This window comes from Pseudomonas sp. GW822-FHT05A08 (genome assembly GCF_058800485.1).
Genome location: NZ_CM179511.1, coordinates 5110842 through 5135807 on the forward strand (window position 1 = coordinate 5110842; position 24966 = coordinate 5135807).

Consider the following 24966-nt stretch of genomic DNA (forward strand, 5'->3'; position numbering starts at 1 on the left):
CACAAGCAAATGTCCGCCATGAACCCCAACGCCCTCACCGATCAGCTCGGTCTATTCCTCGATGTGCTGGAAGCCGGGAGTTTTTCCGCTGCCGCCCGCCGGCATCCCTTGACCCCTTCGGCGGTGGCCCGGCGTATCGACAGCCTGGAAAACGCCGTCGGCAGCAAGCTGTTCATGCGCACCACCCACGCGGTGGTGGCGACGGCGGCTGGCCAGGCCTTTGCCGAACGCGCCCGGCGCATCGTCGCCGAACTACAACTGGCGCGGGCGGAAGCCGTGTCCTTGAGCCACGCGCCGGAAGGCCTGATCCGCATCGACGCTCCCGCGGCGTTCGGCCGGCGACACCTGGCGCCGGCGATCGCCGATTTCCTGATGCTCTATCCGGGGCTGGATGTGCAGTTGCACCTGATCGACAGCTTCGTCGACATGCAGGGTTCGCACCTGGGCAAGGTCGATCTGGTGCTGCGCGCCGGGCAAAGGGTCGATACCCGGATGGTGGCGACATCATTGGCGAGCATCGTGCGCATCGCCTGCGCCAGCCCGGCCTACCTCAAGCTGCGCGGCACCCCGGTGCATCCCGCCGAACTGAGCCAGCACGACGGCCTGGATTGGGACGGCCTGGCCCCACTGTTCGCCTGGCGCTTCGAACTGGACGGGCAGTTGCAGACTCATCGCCCACAACGCATCCGCATGAGCGCCAACAATGCCGAGGCCCTGCTATCCGGAGCCCTGGCCGGGCTGGGCATCGCCCACCTGCCGACCTGGCTGGCCAGCGAATACCTGCTGCGTGGGGAACTGCTGCCGCTGTTCTGCGAAACCGGCCTGCCCAAACCGGAAAGCGCCGGTATCTACGCCTTGCGCCTGGAACAGCACACCAACGCTCGCAGCCGCCTGTTGCTGGAATACCTGAAGACTCGCTTCAGTCCGATTCCGCCCTGGGATCTGGCCCTGCAGAGCGCCATGGGCTGAGCGCTCGTGAGAATTATCTGGCGCATTAAAGATTCGCCCGCTAGATTCAGGGCGAATATCGATCAAGGCCCGACCATGAACACCAAAGGCTCCACCCCGGAAAAATGCGACGACCTGCTGCTGGATAACCAGCTGTGTTTCGCCCTTCACTCGACTTCGTTGCTGATGACCAAAGTCTATAAACCACTGCTGCAGGAGCTGGGCCTGACGTATCCCCAGTACCTGGCAATGATGGTGCTCTGGGAGCAGGACGGCCTGACCGTCGGCGAGATCAGCAGTCGCCTGCTGACCGATCCCGGTTCATTGACGCCCTTGCTCAAGCGCCTGGAAGCCGAGGGATTGCTGAGCCGGACCCGCAGCCGCGAAGACGAACGGGTGGTGATCATCGAGCTGACCGAGCAAGGGCAGGCCCTGTATGACCGGGCGCGCGGCGTTCCCCAATGCATCCTCGGCGCCAGCGGCCTGACCCTGGAGCAACTGCGCAAACTGCAGGCCGACCTGCTGAACCTGCGTGGCCATCTGCAAGACAGCCTTTAACGGCGCTCTCGCGAGCACACCCCGCCCCTCTCCAGGAGCGCTTGCTCGCGATTCTCTCTGTTTCGATGCCGCTAATAGCGTATCGACGAAAAAAATTCTCGATAAAAATATTATTTAAATCATTCGCTTAGCCGAAAAACATGGACTGCAGGCAAGCATTTTCGAGTTTTTTTCAAAATTTATCTTGCGCACTAAATATTTGAGAGATACATTTGTTTCGCACTTACTTAGCGCGCAAATATTTAGCGCAAAACCTAAAAACCCAAGAGGCTCACACCATGCAAACTCTCTATACCGCAGTCGCAACCGCAACCGGTGGCCGTGATGGTCGCGCCGTCTCCAGCGACAACATCCTCGACGTCAAACTCTCCACCCCAAAAGAACTCGGTGGTGCCGGCGGCCAGGCGACCAACCCTGAGCAACTCTTCGCCGCCGGCTACTCCGCCTGCTTTATCGGCGCCCTGAAATTCGTCGCCAGCCAAAGCAAGCGCAAGATCCCGGACAACGCGTCGATCACTGCGCACGTCGGCATCGGCCAGATTCCTGGCGGCTTCGGCCTGGACATCGACCTGCATATCAGCCTGCCAGGTCTTGAACAGAGCGACGCGCAGTCCCTGGTCGAAGCGGCTCACCAGGTCTGCCCTTACTCCAACGCCACCCGCGGCAACGTCGACGTACGTCTGCACGTGACTGTCTAACCCAGCTGCGCGCCAGCGCCCGCACCGCCCAGGAGACGAACATGAACACTTTCAGCAAGGTCTTGACCGGTAGCCTTCTCGCCCTGTCCATCAACACCGCGTTCGCCGAAGGCGGGGTCGAACACAACACCCAGGCGTTCCTCGACGCCTTGAACGCCGGCAGCGGCAAGCCGATGGAACAGATGACACCCAAAGAGGCCCGAGCCGTGCTGGTCGGCGCCCAGGCCGGGGTCAAGCTGACGCTGCCCAAGGCGGATGTCAGCCAGAAGACCATCGACGTCGACGGCCAGGCCATCAGCCTGACCATCGTCAGGCCGGCCGGAGTGAAAGGCACCTTGCCGGTGTTCATGTTCTTCCACGGCGGCGGCTGGGTGCTGGGAGACTTCCCGACCCACGAGCGCTTGGTGCGGGACCTGGTGGTGGGCTCCGGGGCGGCGGCGGTATTCGTCAATTACACGCCGTCCCCGGAAGCTCATTACCCGGTGGCGATCAATCAGGCTTACGCGGCCACCCAATGGGTGGCCGAGCATGGCCGGGAAATCAACGTCGACGGCAGGCGCCTGGCGGTTGCCGGCAACAGCGTCGGCGGCAACATGGCCGCCGTGGTCAGCCTGATGGCCAAGGACAAGGGCACGCCGGCGATCCGCTTCCAATTGTTGCTATGGCCGGTGACCGACGCGAATTTCGAAACGGCGTCGTATAACCAATATGCCGAGGGGCACTTTCTCAGCAAAAACATGATGAAGTGGTTCTGGGACAACTACACCACCGATGCCCAGCAGCGTAACGAGATCTACGCTTCACCGCTGCGCGCCACCAGCGCCCAGCTCAAGGGCCTGCCACCCGCGCTGATCCAGACGGCCGGCGCCGACGTACTGCGCGACGAAGGCGAAGCCTATGCCCGCAAGCTGGACGAAGCCGGCGTGACCGTGACCTCGGTGCTCTACAACGGGATGATCCATGACTACGGTCTGCTCAACGTGGTCAGCCAGGTACCCGCGGTGCGTTCGGCCCTGCTGCAGGCATCCGATGAGCTCAAGCAACATCTGAAGTAAGTTTGCCACCCAGGCCTTCGGCCACAAAAAAGCCCGACTCGATGGTCGGGCTTTTTCGTGGCTAAGGATTCAAGCAGGGGCTTAAACCTTGGCGCGGCCTTTGTAGGAACCGCCTTCGCGAGTATCGATCTCGATCATGTCGCCGATTTCGATGAAGTCCGCAACCGACAGCTCGGTACCGTTCTTCAGTTTGGCAGGCTTCATCACCTTGCCCGAAGTGTCGCCGCGAGCGGAACCTTCGGTGTAGTCAACCTGGCGCACGATGGTGGTCGGCAGGTCAACGGAAACCAGACGGTCTTCGAAGAACACAGCTTCGCAAACGTCGGTCATGCCTTCTTCGATGAACGGCAGAACGGCTTCGATGTCTTCAGCGTTCAGCTCGTACATGGTGTAATCGGTGGTGTCCATGAACGTGTAGGTGTCGCCGCTGATGAACGACAGGGTCGCTTCTTTGCGATCCAGGATCACGTCGTCCAGTTTGTCGTCCGCACCGTAAACGGTTTCGGTCTTGTAACCGGTCAGCAGGTTCTTCAGCTTGGTCTTCATGATCGCGCTGTTACGACCGGACTTGGTGAATTCAGCTTTCTGAACCAGCCAAGGATCGTTGTCGATACGGATCACGGTACCGGGTTTGAGTTCTTTACCAGTTTTCATTGCGAATATCCGAATTTGGATGGGATTTACAAAAATCTAGGCCGCGTATCATATCCAATTTAGGTAAAACTGCACCAGCGCCGCAGCAAGATCGGGCTGCGAGCCCTGTTCCAGACACCACTTTTCGGCGTGAGCAGCCACTTCCGGCCAGTGTTCGAGCAGCTTTTTCCAGCCTTGCGCCATCTCGCCTCCGGCATTCCAGGCCCGCCACAGGTCGATCAGCGCCGCCTTGACCTCTGGCGACAGCCCCTGCGTATAAAGCTCGAGAAAGGCGTCGAGCTTGTCCAGGTGAATGTCTTCGTCCTGTTGATAAATGTGCCAGAGCATCGGCCGGCCGGCCCATTGCGCACGCACGAACGAGTCCTCACCGCGTACCGCGTTGAAATCGCAGGACCACAGGAGCTGGTCGTATTCCTCCTGTCGGACGAACGGCAGCACCTGTACCGTCAAGGCCCCACGGACCTGCACCGCACCCGCCGCCAGCGCCTCGACACCCAGCCAGTGTTGCACGTCACCGAGGATCCGCCCTTCGGGAACCAGCAGATGGGTAGCTCGCGAGTCGGCAGCCAGCGCTTGCAGCCAACTGGCCAGGCCGGCGTTCTCATAGGCGAACAGCGACATCAATCGCGCGCCAGGTGCTGCAAATACGCCGAGCCCTTCCAGGAAGCGTTGCCGGGCCAGGGAGTCCTGCTGAAACGCCCTGCGCCGCTCCAGCAATCCAGCCTCGCGTAGCAGCCCACCGGTGCCGGCTTGAAACCCGGGGAAAAAGAAGTACTTCTGCACGCCCTTGAACTTCACCGAGGGCAGGCCGTGGCAGCCGGTCACCCAGGTCTCGGCGCTGAGGTAATCGAGGTTCAACCACAAAGGGGTATGTTCACGCTCGGCCATCGCCTCCATATAAGCCGCTGGCAACTGGCAGGCAAAGGCCGCGATCACCACATCGGCAGCCGCCACCGGCGACCACTCGGTTGGCCAGTGACGCACATCGACACCTTCCTGCCATTGCTGAGGCAAGGCGATATCGATGGGCGGGCACAAACGCTCGAAGGCCCGCAGGTCATCCACCCACAGCCGCACCGCGCACTGATGTTCGGCCACCAATTGCCGGGCCAGCCGCCAGGTCACGCCGATATCGCCGTAGTTGTCGACGACGCTGCAGAAAATATCCCAGGAGGCTTTCATTCCGGGCTCCATTTGGCAAAGGCGCCGATTGTCCGCATAAATGGCTACTGACAGAAGAGCCAACGCCGATAATCTTCGTGCGACAATCGCAGCTTGCCGACACCGCCTGCCAGGAGGCTGCCATGCCCTATCGCCCGACATCCCGTCGATCATTACGTATCAGCGTAAACGCACTTCAACTCAGCGGCAGTATTGCCCTGGGATTGTGGCTGGGTTTTCTGGCGATCGCCCTGACCTGCTGGCTGGCCTGGCGTTTTCTGTTCGACCAGCAATTGGCGCCCGTCGCCCAGGCCGTGCAACAGCTGGCAAAACCGCCCAGCGCGGAATCGGCGGCGTCCAATCGCATGTTCGAGCAGTACCAGGAAAACCTGCGTAAAAACGAACAACAGCAGGCCCTGGATAATGCGCGCAGCAACCTGCGCAACCAGTCCAACCCGAAATGCCAGTTCTGGTTGCAACAGGACCAGACGGCGCCGAGCGAAAAGAGCCGGGCCAACGTCCTGCAATTCTGCGATTGATCATGAACAAACCTACGGTCCACCAACTGATTCTCGACAAACTCCGTGGCGATCTGGAGATCGCTCAGCGTGCGGCGCAGACCGCCTATGAGACGGCGACCCACGAAGAGAACATTGCCGAAAACAAATACGACACCCTGGGGCTCGAGGCCTCCTATCTCGCCGCCGGCCAGGCCAGGCGCGTCGAGGAAATCCGGCAGGCGCTGGCGCTCTGCCAGAACCTGACCCTGCGCCCGTACGACGAGCAAGTTGGTATCCAGGTCGGCGCGCTGCTGGGCCTCGAAGACGAAAACGGCCACGAACAATGGCTGTTCCTAGCGCCGGATGGGGCGGGACTGAAGGTAGAGGTGGTGGGGCAACCGGTGACCGTCATCACCCCTCGTTCACCGTTGGGCAAAGGCCTGCTGGGCAAGTTCGAGGGGGATGAACTGGAGATCGTCGTCGCGGGCGCTCGGCAACAGTTCGCTGTCACCGAGGTCAAGTAAGCCCGGCTTAGTGGACAGGCAGTTCGACGCCGTCGAATAGCTCTTCGAGTTCCTGCTTGTTGTGGCACTGAATGGCCTTGGCCATCACTTCGCGCGTCAGGTGCGGCGCGAACTTCTCGATGAAGTCGCACATGAAGCCACGCAGGAAAGTGCCGCGACGGAACCCGATCTTGGTGATGCTCGACTCGAACAGTTCGCTGGCATCCAGTACCACCAGGTCACTGTCGAGCTTGGTATCGACCGCCATCTTGGCAACGATGCCCACACCCAGGCCCAGGCGTACGTAAGTCTTGATCACGTCGGCGTCGGCGGCGGTGAACACCACCTTCGGCGTCAGGCCGCGATGGCTGAAGGCTTCGTCGAGCTTGGAGCGGCCGGTAAAACCGAACACGTAAGTCACGATCGGGTATTCGGCGAGGGTTTCCAGGGTCAGCTTCGGCAGCTTGGTCAGCGGGTGGCCCTGCGGTACCACTACGCAACGGTTCCAGCGGTAGCACGGCATCATCACCAGATCGCCGAACAGCTCCAGCGCTTCGGTGGCGATGGCGAAGTCGACGGTGCCATCGGCAGCCATTTCGGCGATCTGCATCGGCGAGCCCTGATGCATGTGCAACGCCACATCCGGGTACTGCTTGATAAAGCTGCTGATCACCGGCGGCAAGGCATAACGGGCCTGGGTATGGGTGGTGGCGATCGACAGGGTGCCCTTCTTCTCGTTGGAGAATTCCTGGGCGATCTGCTTGATGCTTTCGACCTTGCGCAGGATCTCGCCAGCGGTGGTGATGATGCGTTCGCCAGCCGGGGTGACGCGAGTCAGGTGCTTGCCGCTACGAGCGAATACCTCGACCCCCAGCTCGTCCTCGAGCAGGCGGATCTGCTTGCTGATACCCGGTTGCGAGGTATAAAGGCTTTGGGCTGTAGCAGAGACGTTGAGGTCGTGGTGCGCCACTTCCCAGATGTAGCGCAATTGTTGAAGCTTCATATGAATCCCTCAAAGCAGGTAGACGCCACGGGCATCAGCGACGGTATATAACTATATTAATGGTTCGAAGAATAAATCTAGAACTTTTCTTCAGAAAATTCCAACAAGCGCGTCAGATATCTCCGAGCCGCCGACGCTGTACCAAGGGCACCAGGTAAACCGGAACCTTGGCCAGTTGCAGTACCCTGGCTGCCGTCCTGCCCAATGGAGTCTCACCGCCCGCCCCATGGCTGTGACTTCCTACGATCAACAAATCCACAGAGAGTTTCGACGCCTGCTCGAGAATGACGTGCGAGGGGTCCCCCTGAAAGACCCTGACCGACTGAATCAGCGCGAGATCCTGCATGCCCTCCCCCAACTCTTCGCGAAAGCTGTCGAGTACCCGTTGCTCGATATTCGCCATCACCGTGCTCAGACCCTGACTGTGAAACTCATTCAGGGCCTGTTCGTCGAGATAACTCTGCAACACCGACTCGGCAAACAGTCCCATGGGCTCCACCGCATGAACCACGTGCAATTCGGCATTGAATGTTCGAGCCAGCTCCAGGGCATGTTGCATCACGTAGGGCGCATACAGACCGAGGTCAGTGGCATACAGCATCGAACGAATCATATGACCTCCTCGACTGCCAATATGGCGGAGATTGATTCAGCTTAGCAGTGCCAAGGCGACTACGACGTCCCGCGCAAGCCCGTGAACATTGAGCTAAACCTTGGTTTCGTTGCTGATACCGTGGGGTACGTGACCGGTGGCGACCACTTCGCGGGCCAGCTCGCAATGACCCGCCTGATCGTCGAAGAACACATCGGCGGCGAAGGCTTCGAGAAAGGCGGCCTTCTCCAGGCCGCCCAGGAACAACGATTCGTCCAGGCGGATATCCCATTCGCGCAGGGTGCGGATCACCCGCTCATGGGCGGGGGCCGAACGCGCTGTCACCAGGGCGGTGCGGATCGGACAACCATCGTCGGGGAATTCGCGCTGCAACAGATTGAGCGCGGCGAGGAAGCCTTTGAACGGCCCCCCACGCAACGGCTCGCGGGCGGACTCGCGCTCCTTGGCCTGAAAGGCTTCCAGGCCTCCGAGCTGATAGACCCGTTCCGACTCATCGGAAAACAGCACGGCGTCACCGTCGAAGGCGATCCGCAGTTCGGCGCTGGCGGCGCGTCGGGCGCCACCGGAAAGAATGGTCGCCGCGGCGAACCCGGCGTCCAGTGCGCTGCGCACATCTTCGGCGTGGGTGGAAAGAAACAGGTCGCAACCAAAGGCCGCAAGGTAGGGATAAGGGCTGCGCCCACCAACAAACGCGGCCCGGGAAATATCCAGGCCGTAATGCTGAATCGAGTTGAAGACCCGCAGGCCCGTGTCGGCACTGTTACGCGACACCAGTACCACCTCGACCCGAGCCCGGCCGAGGCTGGCATTGAGGCTCAAGAGCTTTTTCACCAGGGGAAAAGCATCGCCCGGTTCGAGGGATTCCTCCTCGTGATCGATCTGATACTTGCGGTAGGCCTCGACCCCCTCGGCCAGATAGACCTTATGGCTCTCGCTGAGATCGAACAGGGCCCGCGATGAAATCGCCACCACCAGTTTACCGCCCAAGCCCTTTGCCATATCCCTTCCCCCCGATGCTGCGATCAACCGTTATGCCGGTCGATAAAACTCAACGCCTGATACAAGGCTTCCATTTTCGGCAGCTCGCATCCCGCCGCCTTGGCCGCGGCCAATGGCGCGGCATAGATGGCCGACAACTCCAGCGCACGTTTGTGCTGGTAGTCGTGGTACATGCTCGGCCAATAGTCCGGCATGCCTTCGGTCACCTTGAACAAGTGCTCAGCATAGCCGTCCGGCATGCTGTGACCACAGGCCAGGGCGCCCTGCACCACTTCACGCATCAAGGCCTGAATCAGCTCGCGGCTGTCGGCATCGGCCATCAGCGGCGTGGTGCTGGCGTTGAGCAACACTGACAAACCGTTATAGGGCACGTTCCACACTAGTTTCTGCCAGCGCGCCTGCTGCAGGTTGGCCATGGCCTGGGAGCCGATACCGGCCTTGCGGAACAGCGCCGCCCCCTCTTCCACTATTGCCTGGCGCTGCGACTCGTCCTGCGCTGCCGGGCCACTGTGATACCCCAGGTTCACCGCGCCCAGCGCCTGATGCTCGATCACCCCTGGTCCGGCACGGTGCACGCAGATAAAACACAGGCCGCCCAACAGATGCAGCGAGTCGGGAAGCAGGTCGCGCAGGCCATCTTCCACATCCAGGCCATTCTGCAACAACAGCACCTTGGCGCCGGGAGCCGCCGCGCGAAGAATCGCCGGAGCCAGCTCGGCGTTGCTGGTGGTCTTGGCCCCCACCAGCAGCCAATCGCAGGGCGGCATATCTTCGGCACTGGCATAGGCCTGGACCGGGTTCAGGGTCAGCTCACCATGCACCGCGCTATGCAGTTGCAACCCCCGCTCGGTGACCGCGGCGAATTCGCTGCGCAGCAGGAAATGCACATCCAGGCCGGCTTGCGCCAGCAGCATCCCATAGAAACCACCGATCGCTCCGGTACCGATAATGCCGATTCGCGGCGTGTGGACTGCTTCCATCAAGGCAACTCCTCTGGAATTCGGTTCAGCGTCTGCGCCAGGCGCTCGCGGAGCTCGCCGGGTGCCAGGCGCGACTGCAAGGCCCCATAAAACTCACCGTCGCGCACCACGAACAGTGCCGGCAAGTGAAACACCTGATAACGCTCGACCGCGCCGCCATTGTTCCCCGCGTCGATCCAGCACAACCGCTCGATCGGCAGATCGAAGCCGGGCAACTGCTGCCGGGCCCAACGACAACTGGCGCAGCCGACGCTGGTGAATATCACCAGCGAAACACCGCTCATCGCCAACAACCGCTGATCGATATCGAAATCGGTCAGCTCCAATTCGACCACTATACTGGGGGAAACAATGTCACATAGCCGACACTCGGAGTCTGCGTTCATGGGACGTTTCATTCCTCATCCTGACGATGTTCCGGTTGAGATGACCTTACGCGAACACGCATGTATTTCGCGTCAACGGTTGCACACTATCAGCCTCGGCGGCATGGCTTGCAATTATCACCGCGCCTGGCGCCGCGGCACCGCACTGGAAATCTGCATCCCCACTCTGGGTGAAAACGCCCGCTACAACGGCTATGTGGCCTGGTGCCTGCGACGCAAGCATGGCTATCTGGTGGGGATCGCCTTCATCGACGAACAGACCCTGTTCCATGCCCGGATGAGTGAGCAGGTGTGCCAGATCACCCACTACTGCCACCTGCATGAGCCCCAGGCTGAGCAGCGACAGATCGAAGCCCTGGCCCAGCAATGGGTCGAACAGCATGCCGCCGAGTTCTCCCATGACCGGGTTCACCAGGCTTTTATGCAGCCAGCGCTGGATTAAACCCGCCTCTGCCCATTGTCGAGCCCCGGTGTAACGCGCTAAGGTTCGGCTCCCCGACGCGCTTAAATCCGCTGTGCACCGCCGCGCGGGGATCGCTGGCGGCCGGCACCCGTGACCTGACGAGTAACACGATGGCTGATTTACCGATCAACGACCTTAACGTCGCCTCCAACGAAACCCTGATCACTCCCGACCAGCTCAAGCGTGACATCCCGCTGAGCGACGCCGCCCTGCGCACCGTGACCAAGGGTCGCGAAGTGATCCGCAATATTCTCGACGGCACCGACCACCGCCTGTTCGTCGTCATCGGCCCGTGCTCGATCCACGACATCAAGGCGGCTCACGAATATGCCGAGCGCCTGAAAGTCCTGGCCGCCGAAGTCTGCGACACCCTTTATCTGGTGATGCGCGTGTACTTCGAGAAACCACGGACCACCGTTGGCTGGAAAGGCTTGATCAACGACCCGTACCTGGACGACTCGTTCAAGATCCAGGACGGCCTGCACATCGGTCGCCAGTTGCTGCTGGACCTGGCCGAGATGGGCCTGCCGACCGCCACCGAAGCGCTGGACCCGATCTCCCCGCAATACCTGCAGGACCTGATCAGTTGGTCGGCGATCGGTGCACGTACCACCGAATCCCAGACTCACCGCGAGATGGCTTCCGGCCTGTCCTCGGCGGTAGGTTTCAAGAACGGCACCGACGGCGGCCTGACCGTTGCCATCAACGCCCTGCAATCGGTTTCCAGCCCTCACCGCTTCCTCGGCATCAACCAGGAAGGCGGCGTCTCCATCGTCACCACCAAGGGCAATGCCTACGGTCACGTAGTTCTGCGTGGTGGCAATGGCAAGCCGAACTATGATTCGGTCAGCGTCGCCCTCTGCGAGCAGGCGCTGAACAAGGCGAAGATCAAGCCGAACATCATGGTCGACTGCAGTCACGCCAACTCCAACAAGGACCCGGCCTTGCAGCCGCTGGTGATGGAGAACGTGGCCAACCAGATTCTCGAAGGCAACCAGTCGATCATCGGCCTGATGGTCGAAAGCCACCTGAACTGGGGCTGCCAGGCAATTCCCAAGGATCTGGCCGAACTGCAATACGGCGTGTCGATCACCGATGCCTGCATCGATTGGGAAAGCACTGAGAAAACCTTGCGCAGCATGCACGCCAAGCTCAAGGACGTCCTGCCAAAACGGGTTCGTACCTGACCCCGTATCGCAGACACAAAAACGCCGGGCCAAGCCCGGCGTTTTTTTGGCGTCCCCGCTCAGAGTTTCGCGGCGTGGCGCTGATGGCGCTCCATATAGCGCTCCACATATGAGCACGACGGAATCACCGTGTAACCCATGCGGTCAGCATATTCCAACGCCTGCTCGGTCAGTGCCGCGGCAATACCACGACCACGCAGCGCGTTAGGCACGAACGTCCGATAAATATCCAGGGTCTGCTTACCCAGGTCCATATAGGTCAGGTAGGCACGATGACCGTCCACATTGGTCTCGAATTGATGACCAGCCTGGTCATGGTGGATGGACAACGCCTCGCTCATCACTACTCCTCGCGGGTCTTGGATTCTGACCCCTACCTTACCGATGTTTTTCCGGCGAAGGAACAACTACGCCACCCCGTGCCTGTTTGGACACCGAGGAGAGCTTGCCGCTCTCGCATGACCGAGCACGTTTCAAATAGTAGGCACCATTGGCACCAATGCTCAAGGGACGCTTGCGTTCAAGATACTGGCATCAGGCCAGTTTTCTGTCGATACTTCCCCGGACCTGTTCCCAGCTACATACAAAACGCTCGATCAAACCGCCTGAGGATCAACAACCTGAACATCACCGGATGTTGAGATTTAAGACGAGCCCACCCATTTAAAGTCACCTCAACATGGACAAAGATGCGTGAGGCGCCCCACAGATTCTGAACAAAAGTGTAGACGAGTCGATATAGATAGACTTTAGCCTACACTCCGCAAGCGCCGTGCAAAGGGGCTCTACGGCAGATACGGTCAACAAGCGCAACCTCCCAACAGGGTGACAAGGTTGCGTATTTTTTATACAGATCAATAAAAAGTTGCTCGAAAAAGATTCAACGCCTAGAATTTTTTTTGCTTCTTGCGCTACGTCAGTTTACTTACTACAAGTAATGGGTAGTATGTACGCCGGCCATTTCATCACTCGGATGAGATAGCTACTTAATAGAAAGTCCTTGAAGGGGAACACGATGAACAACGTTCTGAAATTCTCTGCTCTGGCTCTGGCCGCAGTTCTGGCTACCGGTTGCAGCAGCGTATCCAAAGAAACCGAAGCTCGTCTGACTGCAACTGAAGACGCAGCAGCTCGTGCCCAGGCTCGTGCAGACGAAGCCTACCGTAAAGCTGATGAAGCTCTGGCTGCTGCTCAAAAAGCACAACAGACTGCTGACGAAGCTAACGAGCGCGCTCTGCGTATGCTGGAAAAAGCTAGCCGCAAGTAATAATCCCTCGGGATTGTTATCGAGCCGACCCATTTATTGGGTCGGCTTTTTTATTGCCCGGATTTTCTTGCGGCAATAAAAAACCCGTCGACGCCCGGAGGCATCGACGGGTTGCTGTTCCAGCCGTTACTGCTGCATATCGATAGGCAGCGCCGAGACTACGGGCGCAGTGCTCGGTACGGCGATCTCTACCGGTAAACCATCTTCGGCCGCCACCACGTCGCGCACCACATCCCAGTTCATCCGCAAGTTATTGGCCAGGTCTTCACGCTTGAGCAAGGCGTTGATCACCGCGGTGTGCTTGTCCACGACCGACGGATTGCCCTTGTCATCCAGCGGCGTGTGAGCTTCCAGATAGACTTTGCCAGCGCTGATACCAAACTTGTACGGATCGTTGAGAATGCGCACCGATGTCCCCACTGGCACCATGCTCGCCATTTCCAGGACGTTGTTGTTGAACATCCGGAAGCAGCCGTGGCTGGTGCGCATGCCGATCCCGAACTTCTTGTTCGAACCGTGGATCAGGTAGCCCGGCGTGCCCAGGGTGAACTTGAATGGCCCCAACGGATTGTCCGGACCCGCCGGCACCACGTTTGGCAGCGGGTCACCGTCGGCGGCGTGCTCGGCCTTGATCGAGGCTGGCGGAGTCCAGGTCGGATTCGGCGTCTTCGCGACAATGCTGGTATGGGCGATCGGCGACCCCCAACCTTCCCGGCCGATACCCAGGGGGAAGGTGTACACCACGTTCCGCCCTTTCGGGTAGTAGTACAGGCGATATTCAGCCAGGTTGATCACGATGCCTTCACGAGGTCCCGGCGGCAGGATGAAACGCGTCGGCAACACCACTTCGGTGCCCGCGCCCGGCAACCAGGGATCCACTCCCGGGTTGGCCGCGACCATCTCGTAATAGCCCAGATCGTAGGTCGTGCCCAGGTCGGCAAAGGTGTCTTCGTACTTGGCCTTGATCACCTGTACCTGACCGACGATATCTTCGCCCGGTGGAGGTAGAGGCAGTTCCAATGCGGCAACGGGGCCGGCCACACAGAAGGCGGCAAGCGTCAGGCAACGGGTGACGACAGGAAAGCGCGGCAACATCCGGAAAATCCTTCGCATGATCAACGAGTAAAAAAGTGATTGTACACCCGCCCCCGTGACTGCGGGAGCGACAGCTGCATCAGCGCAAGAAGGGAGCCGGGCGAGAACTTGCTGCCTTACAGCTCGAAACGCAACTCTGGCCAGATCGGTGGCGTGCCGCGCTTTTGCGATTCGAGGATCGCCCGGCACAACGGACACAGGCGCTGGTCCTGGAAAATGGTCCGGTCGACACTCGACCAGCGCGGTTGCGCGGGCAGCAAGGTGCCGCACAACGTGCGATCGGCAGAGCCGCCCAGCTCCAGCTGACGCGTCACCAGGTGCACCCGGACTTCCTGGCAGGCGAACAGGTCGAGCTGTTCGTCAGGCTCGATCAGTTGGTAGGCAAACAGGGACCAGGCGGGACGCGGCATCGGGGGCTCCAAATCGGGGGCGCCACATTAGCCGAAACACTGCCGGTAGAAAAGCGTCAAAGCAGCGGTTTTAGCGTCGGCCAGACATTTTCCAGCAACTTGCCCTGAGCGGTGACCGCAGGGTGGATGCCATCGGCCTGCATCAGCTCGGGATTGCCGCCGACCCCTTCCAGAAAAAATGGCACCAGCGCTACGTTTTTTTCATTCGCGAGCTTGCTGTACACCTCGGCAAACGCCTGGGTATAACGCACGCCGTAATTGGGTGGCAGCTGCATGCCAAGCAACAGCACCTTGGCACCACTGGCCTTGGAGCTGTCGATCATCGAAGCAAGATTTTGTTGCAATTGCGTGGGCTGTTGCCCACGCAGGCCATCGTTGCCGCCCAACTCGAGAATCACCAGCTCCGGCTTGTGCTCTGCAAGCAGCGCCGGCAGCCGCGCCTGGCCACCTGCGCTGGTGTCTCCACTGATGGAAGCATTGACCACCTTATCGTTGAAACCTTCGCTCTTGAGCCGTTGCTCGAGCAGTGCCACCCACCCCTGCCGGGTATCCAGGCCGAAAGCCGCGCTGATACTATCGCCAACGATCAGGACTGTACCCGCCGCTGCGTTCTGGGCCATGCACATCAAGGCCAGGCCAGCACTCAAAAACCACACACGCATCGGATTCTCCATGGGCGCAAGCATTCTCACTGCGCGGAACCTTAGCAAAGTGGTTCCCAGCGCGGAAGGTGAACTGACCATCCTGCACGAACTCAGCCTGGAACTGAACAAAGGCGACAGCCTGGCCATCGTCGGCAGTTCCGGCTCCGGAAAATCCACCCTGCTCGGCCTGCTGGCCGGGCTCGACCTGCCCAGCAGCGGCGAGGTCACCCTGGCCGGTCGCAGCCTCGGCACATTGGACGAAGACCAGCGCGCCCGAATCAGGGCCGAGCATGTGGGCTTTGTCTTCCAGTCGTTCCAACTGCTCGACAGCCTCAATGCCCTGGAGAACGTCATGTTACCCATGGAGCTGGACGGCCGTCGGGATGCCCGCGAGCGTGCGACCGAACTGCTCCAGCGCGTCGGGCTCGGGCAACGCCTGAGTCACTCGCCTCGCCAGCTCTCCGGCGGCGAACAACAGCGGGTGGCCATCGCCCGCGCCTTTGCCGCCGAACCTGACGTGCTGTTCGCCGATGAGCCGACCGGCAACCTCGACAGCCACACCGGCGAGCGCATCAGCGACCTGCTGTTCGATCTGAACAAGGAAAGCGGCACGACGCTGGTCCTGGTCACTCACGATGAACGCCTGGCCCATCGTTGCCGGCGCCTGATCCGCCTTGAAGCCGGCCTGCTGGTCGCCCCCCTGGAGCCTTGATGGCACGCCTGCCGCTGTTGCGCCTGTTCAGCCTTGCCGTTCGCCAACTTCTGCGCGACGCCCGCGCCGGAGAACTGCGGGTATTGTTCTTCGCCCTGGTGGTGGCTGTAGCCGCCAGCACCGCCATCGGCTATTTCGGTGCACGCCTCAACGGCGCGATGCTGTTGCGCGCCACGGAGTTTCTCGGCGCGGACCTGCTGCTTGAAAGCAGCTCTCCAGCAAGGCCAGAACAGATACAAAGCGGCCGGGAACTGGGCCTGCAACATGCGCAGGTGGTGGAGTTCTCCAGTGTGATCGCCACCGACAATGGCATCCAGCTTTCCAGTATCAAGGCCGCGGACGATGCCTACCCGCTGCGCGGCGAACTGAAAAGCGCCCCAGCCCCTTACGCGACGGAAGAAACCGGCGGTGGTCCGCAACCGGGTGAAGCCTGGGTCGAAGCCCGACTATTGACCGCGCTGGACCTGAAAATCGGCGACAGCATCGACGTCGGGATGAAAACCCTGCGCCTGAGCCGGGTACTGACTTACGAACCGGATCGCGCCGGCAACTTCTATAGCCTGACCCCCAGGGTCCTGATCAACCTGAGCGACCTGAACGCCACCGGCGTGGTGCAACCGGGCAGCCGGGTCAGTTACAAGGAGCTCTGGCGCGGTCCGGGAAGCGCCCTGGAAACCTATCGCCAATTGATCAAGCCAGGCCTGGCGGCCAATCAGCGCCTGCAGGATGCCCGAGATGGCAACCGCCAGATCGGCGGAGCCCTGGGCAAGGCCGAACGCTACTTGAACATGGCCAGCCTGGTGGCGGTGCTGCTGGCAGGCGTGGCGGTTGCCCTGTCCGCTGCGCGCTTCGCTTCCCGCCGTTTCGATGCCTGCGCGCTGCTGCGCTGCCTGGGCCTGTCCCGCCGGGAAACCATGCTGCTGTTCACCCTGCAACTGGCCCTGCTCGGCATCCTGGCCAGCATCGTCGGCGCACTGCTTGGCTGGCTCGCCCAGCTTGGGCTGTTTTACCTGCTGCATGACCTGCTACCAACCGACGTGCCTCCTGGCGGGCTGCTGCCCGCTGTCGCCGGTATCGGCACCGGCCTGGTGGCACTTGGCGGTTTCGCCTTGCCGCCACTGGCGGCGCTGGGGCGTGTCCCACCCTTGCGGGTGTTGCGCCGTGACCTGCTGCCGATCCCCCCAAGCACCTGGATGGTGTATGGCGCCGCCTTGCTGGCCCTGGGCTTGATCATGTGGCGCCTGAGCCTGGATCTGCTGTTGACCTTTGCCTTGCTCGGCGGCGGCGTCATTGCGGCCCTGGTTCTGGGCGGATTACTGCTGCTGGCCCTGCAGAGTCTGCGTCGCTTGCTGACCAAGGCGTCGCTGCCATGGCGCCTGGGGCTGGGCCAGCTGCTGCGGCATCCTTTGGCCGCTGCGGGGCAATCCCTGGCCTTCGGCTTGATTCTGCTGTCGATGGCCTTGATTGCGCTGTTACGTGGAGAGTTGCTCGACACCTGGCAAAACCAGTTGCCCAAGAACGCACCGAACTATTTCGCGCTGAATATCCTGCCCGCGGACAAACAAGCTTTCACCGACAAGCTGGTGGCGCTTTCCGCCCCTTCCGCACCGCTGTATCCGGTAGTGCCAGGGCGGCTGATCAGCATCAATGGCGAACCGGTCCGGGAAATCGTCAGCAAGGATTCCAGTGGCGACCGCGCCGTGCAGCGCGATTTGAGCCTGACCTGGGCCGCGGATCTGCCAGCGGACAATAAGATCACCAGCGGCTCGTGGTGGGCACAACAGCCCGAAGGGGATTTACCTGGCGTCTCGGTCGAGGCCCTGGTGGCCGAAAGCTTGAAACTCAAACTCGGCGACCAGATGACATTCAGCGTCGGAGGGGTCAATCGCGAGGCCAGGGTGACCAGCCTGCGGGAAATCAACTGGGACAACTTCCAGCCCAACTTCTTCATGATCTTTCAGCCGGGCACGCTGCGGGATCTGCCCGCCACTTACCTGACCAGCTTCTATCTGGCTGCGGGTCATGACCAGCAGGTGGTCGAGTTGTCCAGGGCGTTTCCGGCAGTGACCATCCTGCAAGTGGAGGCTCTGCTCGAACAACTGCGCAGCATCCTGGCCCAGGTCACCCTGGCCGTGGAATACGTGCTGCTGTTTGTGCTCGCCGCCGGCATGGCCGTGCTGTTTTCCGGACTGCAGGCCACCCTGGACGAGCGTATTCGTCAGGGCGCCCTGCTACGGGCGCTGGGTGCAGAACGACAATTACTGGTCAAGGCCCGGCGTATCGAGTTCGGGCTGCTGGGAGCCGTCAGCGGGCTACTGGCGGCATTGGGATCGGAACTGGTGAGCCTGGTGCTGTATCGGTTTGCCTTCGACCTGCCCTGGCATCCACATCCTTGGCTGTTGCTCCTGCCTGTTATCGGTGCCCTGCTGATCGGCGGTGCCGGTGTCTACGGGACACGCCGGGCATTGAATGCCAGTCCACTGACAGTACTGCGCGAGGGGTAAGCCCCTCGCAGGCAGTTCATTTCACGTATTCGATCTGATTGATCCACCAGCACATTTCTCCACCAGGCGTCTGCACTATCGCCTCGTCGCCGACTTCTTTCTTCAAGAGCGCCCGGGCCATGGGTGAATCGATAGAGATGTAATCCTTCTGCCCGTATATCTCGTCATAACCGACGATACGGAAACGCTTGGTTTCACCCTCTTCATTCTCGATATCGACCCAGGCGCCGAAGAAAACCCGACCCTCCTGTTCCGGCGAATAAGACACGACCTTCATGTCTTCGAGTCGCTTGCGCAAGTAGCGAACCCGGCGATCAATTTCCCTCAGGAGTTTCTTGTTGTATTGATAATCGGCGTTTTCACTTCTGTCCCCCAGGGAGGCCGCCCAAGTGACTTTCTGCGTCACATCCGGACGCTTCTCCCGCCACAGGTAATCCAGCTCGCTTTTCAGAGCCTCGAAACCTTCCTGCGTAATGAGCTTGGTACTCAATTGGTTAAATTCCCCATGCAGAGCCTTATGAGCCGTTCAGCATTATGGGTCAACCGGAGCACTGAGAACCAATATTGAGCAAAATAAACCTTCCAGTAAGACGCATGCCATCGGAACATCCACCATCTAGAATGAATCGATCTCTAGGCTCTGTATGAAAAGCGACTGCCTTGGTCATGCGAGGTAAAAACAAGCTCATGTGCAAGTCCGATCAGAACGCTCATCAAAGAACATGCATGCCCCCCATTTCTCCCGTCTCCTGCCCAACCATTACTAGCCGACTATTTCATACAGATCACATATTGCCTTACATGAAAAAACACCCAGGGACTAAAATAGACACTTGCGATTTCAACTGAGGTGCCTTACTCGTCGTCGTTGAATAAGGTACTAGATATGCTATGCAGACTATTATTGAAGGTCACTGTCTCATTGAAGCCTTTTACAATATTGCTCAGTTTTTTACGGGTACTGGATAGCTGCGCTAATCTTTCCACAAGCTCGGCATTTTTTTGCTGGATCCCGATGTCCCGTTTTTCAAGCTCGGATGCACGAACACTTTGTTTTACAGAAATTCCTTCAAGACGTTGTTGCTCCAACTGCAATAGCTCAGAGCGCCGCGCAACACTTCGCTCTCGGGACTCCACACTTTCAGCCAACTGCTGTAGCGCAACGCTGCGTTCGGCAATCACCCTGGAGTTGTGCTCTGCGGATTTATCGATAGTGATCCTCTCTTGTTGAAGCTGGCTTTGTAACTGGCGCAAGTATTCATCCTTTTCCTGAAGCTTGCGTTCTCGCTCCTGCAATTGCTCCTTTAAAAGCTCCAAGGCCTCCTGCTGCTTCACTGCAATCAATTTTTGTTGTGCCAGTTCCTGCGCCATATGTGCAAGATTCGACAACGTGTTCTCTACATCAAAAAGCAGATGATCGGTATCCGCCCCCTGAGATACAACTTCGGTATCGGGAGCCGTATCCATCAGGAACTGATCCTTATCCAGCGAATGCTCTAGTGAGGCTTCACAACCGTCCGACTCATCCGGCATTGCATCCACAGCATTTTCACCGGACTGATCGATATCAGGGATGGTTTGAAGCTGCCTGTCTACCAAAGTCGGAACTCTGTCAGACATCGACAGGTCGTACTCATTTCCCTGGGTTAATTCCACATCATCCTCCGAAGTCAAATCGCGAACCACCTCCGCCAAGTCAGCCAGTGTGTTCTGTATACCTTGATGCAGACGTACGGCATCGACCTCCGGGTCAGCAGACTGGTCAGCATCTACTCTATGTGTTGTAACACCTGACAGGAGAGCATCATTCCTGGATGAGTCGACATGACTTTCGACATTGGTGATAGCTAAGCCAGCAATACCCTGTTGAAGATCCTCGGCCAATAACGAGGTCTCAGTAGAGCCCTCCCCTACATAAGCCTCGGTTTCAGCGTCCTTTTGGCATAATTCATATGGCTCTCCAATCGGCTCAGATCTGGATGGGGCATCATCAGGCAGGTCCCCTTCAAGGTCCTCAACAGTTTCTGGCGAACCATACTCGTTCGAGTCAGGAACCTCGTCCACACACTCTGTGGCATCTTTTGCAGCAGGGGGATTTTGAGAGGTCGTCTCAATAGAAACATCAAGGGCTGGAACGCTGAGTTCGGTGTCATCAATTGCAGGCAGACAAACTGTCGAAGCTTCTGATGATATGAGTTTCACCACCAAATTTTTCTTGATGGTGAGTGAACGATGCTCGGAAAGGTTCCCCGTCGGTATCACACAGCCTTTAAGGTCAATCAGATGGTAGGGAGTGCCAACACTGCCAGCAGCACCTTGTTGTCGAATCTCAAGCCGCGTTGCATGAGTAACTATCTCTTTGAAGACCTGAATAACCAGACGCCAATCGCGTTCGCTTTCAATCGAACTCAGCGCATACTCTTCCCCCTTTTTATGCAACATCGCAATATAAACTCGCGACTCTCCGACTTCAGCGCCCTCATTTAAGCTATAGGCAAGAAAATTACGCCTCAGCATAGGAATTGCAAAACTGCAGAGCACCGCACCATTCAGCACTTCTTGCTCTGCGTTTTCGATGGAAATAGTTCGTAGCAGCATCGCTGACTTAGGCTCCGTCATATATCTAAAAACATATCACACGGAGTAAAAAATACCTCCTAACAACACATGCCAGCAACCGGACAATTCCCATTCTTCAGGTAGAACTATCCGACAACTCACTACCAGAAAAGTCAACGCTTTCGATTTACCATGTTATGGCTGACAGCCTTGACAACTCCGATCTCATTTAAGAGGAATATTCAAGCCCTTCTGTGGACTGAGCTTGAACAGCCACCAATCATAATTCGACCATAGCATGACTAACCCTCCCGCCAGCAGTAGCAGTACTAGCCCGGCCCCTCCTGTCAATATCAGTCGTTGCTGCCAGCTAAAAAAACACAGCGCGACACCAGCCACCCCCATCAACATCGCTAGAGAAGGAGCAAACCAGTAGATAAAACGATCAAGACGCAAAAGAGTGTTGAATAACCAAGAGCCTTTCAGATGAGAGATCGGTCTAAAGATAATAATATGCATAGCGAGCGTGGCTTGGCCAGATAAAAACGGAGCTCAACCATAACTTAGCCACACAATGACAACTATCAGATTCGTCTGATTTAGTTTTCAGAGTGCTCGGATAACATACGCAGGGCACCCTCCCCCTAAATATCGAGATGCCTTGCATGGGAAGTATCATCATCGTCGACGACCATCCGTTGATTCGACTCGCCATAAGAACCGTTCTGGAACCTCACGAACACAACATCGTCGCGGAGGCGGACAACGGGGCCGACGCCGTCCAGCTGGTACGCAAGCATCTTCCAGACCTGCTCATCCTGGACTTGAACATACCCAACCTCGACGGTTTTTCCGTTATCTCCCATATAAAGTCCGCTGGACTGCCAATAAAGACACTGGTGCTGACTTCCAGCAACTCCAAGAACTTCGCCTTGCGCTGTTTGCAGGCCGGTGCGGCCGGGTTTCTGTGCAAGAACGATAATCTGAACGAACTGGCTAATGCGGTAAAAGCCATATTGTCGGGGTATAGCTATTTCCCCGAGGATACAATCAGCACCTTGCAACAGAATACAAACGCCGCCTGCCAAGAGAGTGTCTTGATTGCCCAACTGACCGACCGGGAAATCACCGTCCTGAAACTGCTGGCAAGCGGTCTGAATAATCAGAAAATCGCGGATGCGTTGCTGATCAGCCACAAGACGGTGAGCACCTATAAGGTCAGGCTGCTAAAACGGTTCAATGTTTCCAATCTGGTAGCGCTGGCGGAGCTGGCCAAACGCAACTCCGTAGTTTGAACCCCCGATATCGATGCAGCCTTTAGCTGGGATTCAGAAACATCGCCCCACCTCGACAGCCAGGTTGATCACCTACGGTACTTACCTGCGGGTGATCAGCCCCTGTCGAGCCACACGGGTCAGATGCCGGATGACTTCCGCAGCATTTTCCGAGCTGGGCGCCTGTATCACCGCAAGGTCAAAACTGTCGTTGGCAAAACGAGCCAAGGGCTCGCCGTCTTCGATGAACTGGATGAGAAAGGCCGAAGGGCCTGTGCTACGACGTGGCCAGCCATCGAGATAACGCAGCAATGTCGGCTGGTGTGTGCCGCCAAGAAGAATTTTTGGATTGCGCTGAACAAGATTCGCCGTGATTGGCGCAAGACGTACAGGAGGGTGGAGTGCATTCATCGTGTCGTGTCTCTGCCTCAATTTTCTGCCGGGCAGGTGAGAGGCAACACCGAACCAGCGCTTTAGCGGTATTTCGAAGCCGGTAGAGCTTCTGTCGGTGATATTCCGAATCACCTGGCGCCCCGCAAGTAGCTGTTTAAATCGGCGCATGGGCAACAATCCTAGAGAAGCCGACGGGGTAGTGTCAAGAATCCCCAATAACGAAATCAGCAACGAAAAAGGCCCGCTACAAGCGGGCCTTGGGTGTTTTCCGGAAGTTACTTGGCAATCGCCGCATCGAGTGACAATTTGCCTGCGCCTTCGATCAGAACCGCAATGGTGCCACCGAGCAGAGCCAGGGCGAACTCATAGCCATTGTTCGCCATGAACAGGCCATTGCTGATGTGCACGGAGAAAATCGCCACCAGCAAGGTGAAGCTCAACCCCAACGCGGCAGGACGTGCCAACAGACCGATAATCAGCGCCAGACCGCCGAAGAACTCGGTACCGCCCGCTAACAGCGCCATCAGGTGTCCTGGTGCCAGGCCGATGCTCTCCATCCACTGTGCCGTACCTGCCAATCCATAACCGCCAAACAGGCCGAAAAGCTTTTGCGCGCCGTGAGCGGCGAAAATGATGCCGACAAAAACTCGCAGGACGGTCAGGCCGTAGCCTGCACGGGTGTTCAGTACGGTTTTGATCAGTGTGCTCATGCTGTGTAGTCCTTTGTAGTGTTGGGTAATGGGTCGCTATATTAATCACAAAATCTCATGTTAAAAGTGCAAAAATAGCAAGATAACAATCAACTTTATCGATTATTTCCTTGAGACGACCTTACGCGCTTGCGGCTCCAACGATTCGCGTTCCCGGTCAAAGGCCAAATAGTATTTGTTGACGCTATTAACATAGCTGACGGCGCCCATTCCGACCTGTTCCATGGCAATGCGCTCGACCTGGAAAAACCACTGATTGGGGTTCAACCCGCGTCGCCGGGCTTCGGTCCGCATACCCTGTACTCGCTCCGGCCCCATGTTGTAGGCCGCCAGGACAAATGCCATACGCTCGCGCTCGTTGAGCTTGGGACTGGAAAAGAACTTGCGCCGGATCAACGCCAGGTACTTGGCTCCGGCCAGCACATTGTTATCGAGGGTCTGGATGTTATTGACCCCTACCCGCTGGGCGGCTGACGGGGTGATCTGCATCAGGCCGGTCGGGCCGCTGCCGCTCCTGGCAGAGGGCTGCAACGACGACTCCTTGAAGGCCAGCGCCGCCAGGTTCAACCAGTCCATGTTCTGGGCATCGGCATGCTTCTGTAATACCGGGCGCAATTTTTCCAGGCGCTGGCGATCGGCCCGGGTCAAAGGGTTATGCACCTGATACAGGCGTCGATAGATGCGCAAGAACGCAACGTCCTGATCCGCCGGAGCCTTATAGACCTTCAGGAAACGATCGATGCTCGCCCGCAGCATCGAGGCATCCCGCCGCACGAACCAGTGCTCCTCGCCAGGCTCGCTGATGACCAGTTGCCGATCAAAACGCAGCTTTGGCAGGACTTTGCCCCAGCGCTCGGCAATGGGCTTCTCGACGATGGTCAGGTGAAAGATCCCGCCCTGGACCATTTCCAGGACATCTTCGACTGCCAGGCTCGGATCGACCCACTCGACCTTGACCGGCGCCAGCTTATGCAGCGCCAGTTTCTGATTGATCTGGCTCACCGCATCCCCGGCAGCGCTGCCTGTGGTCAGCGCCAGGGTCTTGCCGGAGAGTTGTTCAGGTCGGGTGTAGCGCCGCTCGCCCTTGATTCCCACCAGCAGCAACGGCACGTTGCTGGCGACCGGTTCGCTGGGGCTTACCGCTTGCCCCGGTAGCGCCTCCAACAACTCTCCCGGAGCGACCAGATCCCCCTCGCCACGCTGCAGCGCACCGAGCAATTGATCCTTGGCTTTGGGAATGATCTTGAGACTGATTTCCTGACCGTCGCGAGCGTGACCATTGAGGTACTGCTCAAAGGCACGCAGACGGTGATATTCGACACCGATGGCCTGGCCCTGGACTTCACCGGAGCTATTGCGACTCTGGTTGACCAGCACGCGCAAGACCCGGCTGCTGCGAATGTCCGCCAGGTCGCGAACCTTGCCCGCTACGGCCGCTTCCGGAGGGCCAGCCAAGCGTGCTACCGCCGGCAGGGGCAGCAGCAACGACAAGCACAACGCTAGCAAAACCGAGGGTCGCGTCATCCGCTCTCCGGGAAGAATACTGTCCGGGTTTTCGAGCAATGGCGAAAACGCGGGCGACAGAAACAGAGCGCCTAGAGCGCTGACAAGATGCGAAAGACTGGCACAACCACGGCTGGCAAACCAACCGCAGCCTTTCTTCCGGCATCAAGAGACAGCTTCAACTCGT

Annotated in this window: 29 protein-coding genes; 12 read left to right on the forward strand and 17 right to left on the reverse strand. The window is 58.7% G+C overall.

Annotated features, from left to right (window positions below; genetic code table 11):
- The first annotated feature begins 18 nt into the window (after positions 1–18).
- The 4 genes from AC3RCP_RS22760 (at position 19) to AC3RCP_RS22775 (ending at position 3259) form a co-directional block, all read left to right on the forward strand.
- The gene (locus AC3RCP_RS22760) at positions 19–969 is read left to right on the forward strand and encodes a LysR family transcriptional regulator (protein WP_025805488.1); all 951 of its coding nucleotides are present in this window, start codon (positions 19–21) and stop codon (positions 967–969) included.
- Positions 970–1044: 75 nt separating this feature from the next.
- Positions 1045–1506, forward strand: coding sequence for a MarR family winged helix-turn-helix transcriptional regulator (locus AC3RCP_RS22765; protein ID WP_053280308.1), 462 nt, complete (start codon positions 1045–1047; stop codon positions 1504–1506).
- A 278-nt stretch (positions 1507–1784) separates the two neighbouring features.
- Complete coding sequence (locus AC3RCP_RS22770; RefSeq protein ID WP_009044954.1) at positions 1785–2204, forward strand: organic hydroperoxide resistance protein; 420 nt, start codon at positions 1785–1787, stop codon at positions 2202–2204.
- A gap of 41 nt (positions 2205–2245) precedes the next feature.
- Positions 2246–3259 carry an alpha/beta hydrolase gene (locus AC3RCP_RS22775; RefSeq protein WP_492571808.1) on the forward strand — a complete coding sequence of 338 codons (1014 nt, stop codon included), beginning with the start codon at positions 2246–2248 and terminating at the stop codon, positions 3257–3259.
- A gap of 81 nt (positions 3260–3340) precedes the next feature.
- On the opposite strand, the gene AC3RCP_RS22780 is transcribed toward AC3RCP_RS22775, so the two are convergent.
- Both AC3RCP_RS22780 and earP read right to left on the reverse strand, forming a co-directional pair.
- Positions 3341–3913, reverse strand: a complete 573-nt coding sequence (locus AC3RCP_RS22780; RefSeq protein WP_007931398.1) for an elongation factor P — start codon at positions 3911–3913, stop codon at positions 3341–3343.
- Positions 3914–3961: 48 nt separating this feature from the next.
- Positions 3962–5095, reverse strand: a complete 1134-nt coding sequence (earP, locus tag AC3RCP_RS22785) for an elongation factor P maturation arginine rhamnosyltransferase EarP (protein WP_492571809.1) — start codon at positions 5093–5095, stop codon at positions 3962–3964.
- 122 nt (positions 5096–5217) lie between these two features.
- Between earP and AC3RCP_RS22790 the strand changes: the two genes are divergently transcribed.
- Both AC3RCP_RS22790 and AC3RCP_RS22795 read left to right on the forward strand, forming a co-directional pair.
- Positions 5218–5613, forward strand: a complete 396-nt coding sequence (locus AC3RCP_RS22790) for a hypothetical protein (protein ID WP_007931389.1) — start codon at positions 5218–5220, stop codon at positions 5611–5613.
- A 2-nt stretch (positions 5614–5615) separates the two neighbouring features.
- Positions 5616–6098, forward strand: coding sequence for a GreA/GreB family elongation factor (locus AC3RCP_RS22795; protein ID WP_007931388.1), 483 nt, complete (start codon positions 5616–5618; stop codon positions 6096–6098).
- Between the two features lie 7 nt (positions 6099–6105).
- Here the strand turns inward: AC3RCP_RS22795 and cysB are convergent, their stop codons facing one another.
- The 5 genes from cysB to AC3RCP_RS22820 all read right to left on the reverse strand — a co-directional run bounded on the left by cysB (position 6106) and on the right by AC3RCP_RS22820 (position 10058).
- On the reverse strand, positions 6106–7080 hold the full coding sequence (gene cysB, locus AC3RCP_RS22800; protein WP_007931387.1) for an HTH-type transcriptional regulator CysB: 975 nt from the start codon (positions 7078–7080) through the stop codon (positions 6106–6108).
- A gap of 112 nt (positions 7081–7192) precedes the next feature.
- Positions 7193–7693 carry a universal stress protein gene (locus tag AC3RCP_RS22805; RefSeq protein ID WP_007931386.1) on the reverse strand — a complete coding sequence of 167 codons (501 nt, stop codon included), beginning with the start codon at positions 7691–7693 and terminating at the stop codon, positions 7193–7195.
- Between the two features lie 93 nt (positions 7694–7786).
- Positions 7787–8692 (reverse strand): 5'-nucleotidase, encoded by a 906-nt coding sequence (locus AC3RCP_RS22810; protein WP_007931385.1) that lies wholly within the window; start codon positions 8690–8692, stop codon positions 7787–7789.
- A 23-nt stretch (positions 8693–8715) separates the two neighbouring features.
- On the reverse strand, positions 8716–9672 hold the full coding sequence (locus tag AC3RCP_RS22815) for a putative 2-dehydropantoate 2-reductase (protein ID WP_101338711.1): 957 nt from the start codon (positions 9670–9672) through the stop codon (positions 8716–8718).
- Complete coding sequence (locus tag AC3RCP_RS22820) at positions 9672–10058, reverse strand: thioredoxin family protein (RefSeq protein ID WP_101338712.1); 387 nt, start codon at positions 10056–10058, stop codon at positions 9672–9674. The genes AC3RCP_RS22815 and AC3RCP_RS22820 overlap by 1 nt, the downstream gene beginning before the upstream one ends.
- Here AC3RCP_RS22820 and AC3RCP_RS22825 point away from each other — a divergent pair.
- Positions 10057–10500 (forward strand): PilZ domain-containing protein, encoded by a 444-nt coding sequence (locus AC3RCP_RS22825; RefSeq protein WP_007931382.1) that lies wholly within the window; start codon positions 10057–10059, stop codon positions 10498–10500. The two genes, AC3RCP_RS22820 and AC3RCP_RS22825, sit on opposite strands and share 2 nt — an antisense overlap.
- A 131-nt stretch (positions 10501–10631) precedes the next feature.
- Positions 10632–11708 (forward strand): 3-deoxy-7-phosphoheptulonate synthase, encoded by a 1077-nt coding sequence (locus AC3RCP_RS22830; RefSeq protein WP_101338713.1) that lies wholly within the window; start codon positions 10632–10634, stop codon positions 11706–11708.
- A 59-nt stretch (positions 11709–11767) separates the two neighbouring features.
- Here AC3RCP_RS22830 and AC3RCP_RS22835 read toward each other — a convergent pair whose 3' ends face one another.
- Positions 11768–12049: a GNAT family N-acetyltransferase gene (locus AC3RCP_RS22835; protein ID WP_007931380.1), complete on the reverse strand. Its 282-nt coding sequence runs from the start codon at positions 12047–12049 to the stop codon at positions 11768–11770.
- Positions 12050–12723: 674 nt separating this feature from the next.
- Between AC3RCP_RS22835 and oprI the strand changes: the two genes are divergently transcribed.
- Positions 12724–12975: an outer membrane lipoprotei OprI gene (oprI, locus tag AC3RCP_RS22840; RefSeq protein ID WP_003448337.1), complete on the forward strand. Its 252-nt coding sequence runs from the start codon at positions 12724–12726 to the stop codon at positions 12973–12975.
- 126 nt (positions 12976–13101) lie between these two features.
- Here oprI and AC3RCP_RS22845 read toward each other — a convergent pair whose 3' ends face one another.
- The 3 genes from AC3RCP_RS22845 to AC3RCP_RS22855 all read right to left on the reverse strand — a co-directional run bounded on the left by AC3RCP_RS22845 (position 13102) and on the right by AC3RCP_RS22855 (position 15142).
- Complete coding sequence (locus tag AC3RCP_RS22845; protein WP_101338714.1) at positions 13102–14070, reverse strand: L,D-transpeptidase family protein; 969 nt, start codon at positions 14068–14070, stop codon at positions 13102–13104.
- Positions 14071–14186: 116 nt separating this feature from the next.
- Positions 14187–14480 carry a hypothetical protein gene (locus AC3RCP_RS22850; protein ID WP_007931378.1) on the reverse strand — a complete coding sequence of 98 codons (294 nt, stop codon included), beginning with the start codon at positions 14478–14480 and terminating at the stop codon, positions 14187–14189.
- 56 nt (positions 14481–14536) lie between these two features.
- Positions 14537–15142 (reverse strand): arylesterase, encoded by a 606-nt coding sequence (locus AC3RCP_RS22855; RefSeq protein ID WP_009044965.1) that lies wholly within the window; start codon positions 15140–15142, stop codon positions 14537–14539.
- Between the two features lie 10 nt (positions 15143–15152).
- On the opposite strand from AC3RCP_RS22855, the gene AC3RCP_RS22860 reads away from it, so the two are divergent.
- A complete protein-coding gene (locus AC3RCP_RS22860; protein WP_007931376.1) occupies positions 15153–15836 on the forward strand; it encodes an ABC transporter ATP-binding protein in 684 nt (227 codons plus the stop codon).
- Entirely contained in the window at positions 15836–18340 is a 2505-nt protein-coding gene (locus AC3RCP_RS22865; RefSeq protein ID WP_492571810.1) for an ABC transporter permease, read from the forward strand. The genes AC3RCP_RS22860 and AC3RCP_RS22865 overlap by 1 nt, the downstream gene beginning before the upstream one ends.
- A gap of 16 nt (positions 18341–18356) precedes the next feature.
- Here the strand turns inward: AC3RCP_RS22865 and greB are convergent, their stop codons facing one another.
- The 3 genes from greB to AC3RCP_RS22880 form a co-directional block, all read right to left on the reverse strand.
- Positions 18357–18830, reverse strand: coding sequence for a transcription elongation factor GreB (gene greB, locus AC3RCP_RS22870; protein WP_007931374.1), 474 nt, complete (start codon positions 18828–18830; stop codon positions 18357–18359).
- Positions 18831–19195: 365 nt separating this feature from the next.
- Positions 19196–20938 carry a hypothetical protein gene (locus AC3RCP_RS22875; RefSeq protein WP_492571811.1) on the reverse strand — a complete coding sequence of 581 codons (1743 nt, stop codon included), beginning with the start codon at positions 20936–20938 and terminating at the stop codon, positions 19196–19198.
- A gap of 186 nt (positions 20939–21124) precedes the next feature.
- Complete coding sequence (locus AC3RCP_RS22880; protein WP_492571812.1) at positions 21125–21418, reverse strand: hypothetical protein; 294 nt, start codon at positions 21416–21418, stop codon at positions 21125–21127.
- A 146-nt stretch (positions 21419–21564) separates the two neighbouring features.
- On the opposite strand from AC3RCP_RS22880, the gene AC3RCP_RS22885 reads away from it, so the two are divergent.
- Complete coding sequence (locus AC3RCP_RS22885; protein ID WP_007931372.1) at positions 21565–22194, forward strand: response regulator transcription factor; 630 nt, start codon at positions 21565–21567, stop codon at positions 22192–22194.
- Between the two features lie 81 nt (positions 22195–22275).
- Here AC3RCP_RS22885 and AC3RCP_RS22890 read toward each other — a convergent pair whose 3' ends face one another.
- The 3 genes from AC3RCP_RS22890 to AC3RCP_RS22900 all read right to left on the reverse strand — a co-directional run bounded on the left by AC3RCP_RS22890 (position 22276) and on the right by AC3RCP_RS22900 (position 24800).
- Positions 22276–22584, reverse strand: coding sequence for a hypothetical protein (locus AC3RCP_RS22890; RefSeq protein WP_101339469.1), 309 nt, complete (start codon positions 22582–22584; stop codon positions 22276–22278).
- A 257-nt stretch (positions 22585–22841) separates the two neighbouring features.
- Positions 22842–23276 (reverse strand): DoxX family protein, encoded by a 435-nt coding sequence (locus tag AC3RCP_RS22895; RefSeq protein ID WP_007931371.1) that lies wholly within the window; start codon positions 23274–23276, stop codon positions 22842–22844.
- Positions 23277–23378: 102 nt separating this feature from the next.
- Entirely contained in the window at positions 23379–24800 is a 1422-nt protein-coding gene (locus tag AC3RCP_RS22900) for an MltF family protein (RefSeq protein WP_007931369.1), read from the reverse strand.
- Positions 24801–24966 lie beyond the last annotated feature (166 nt).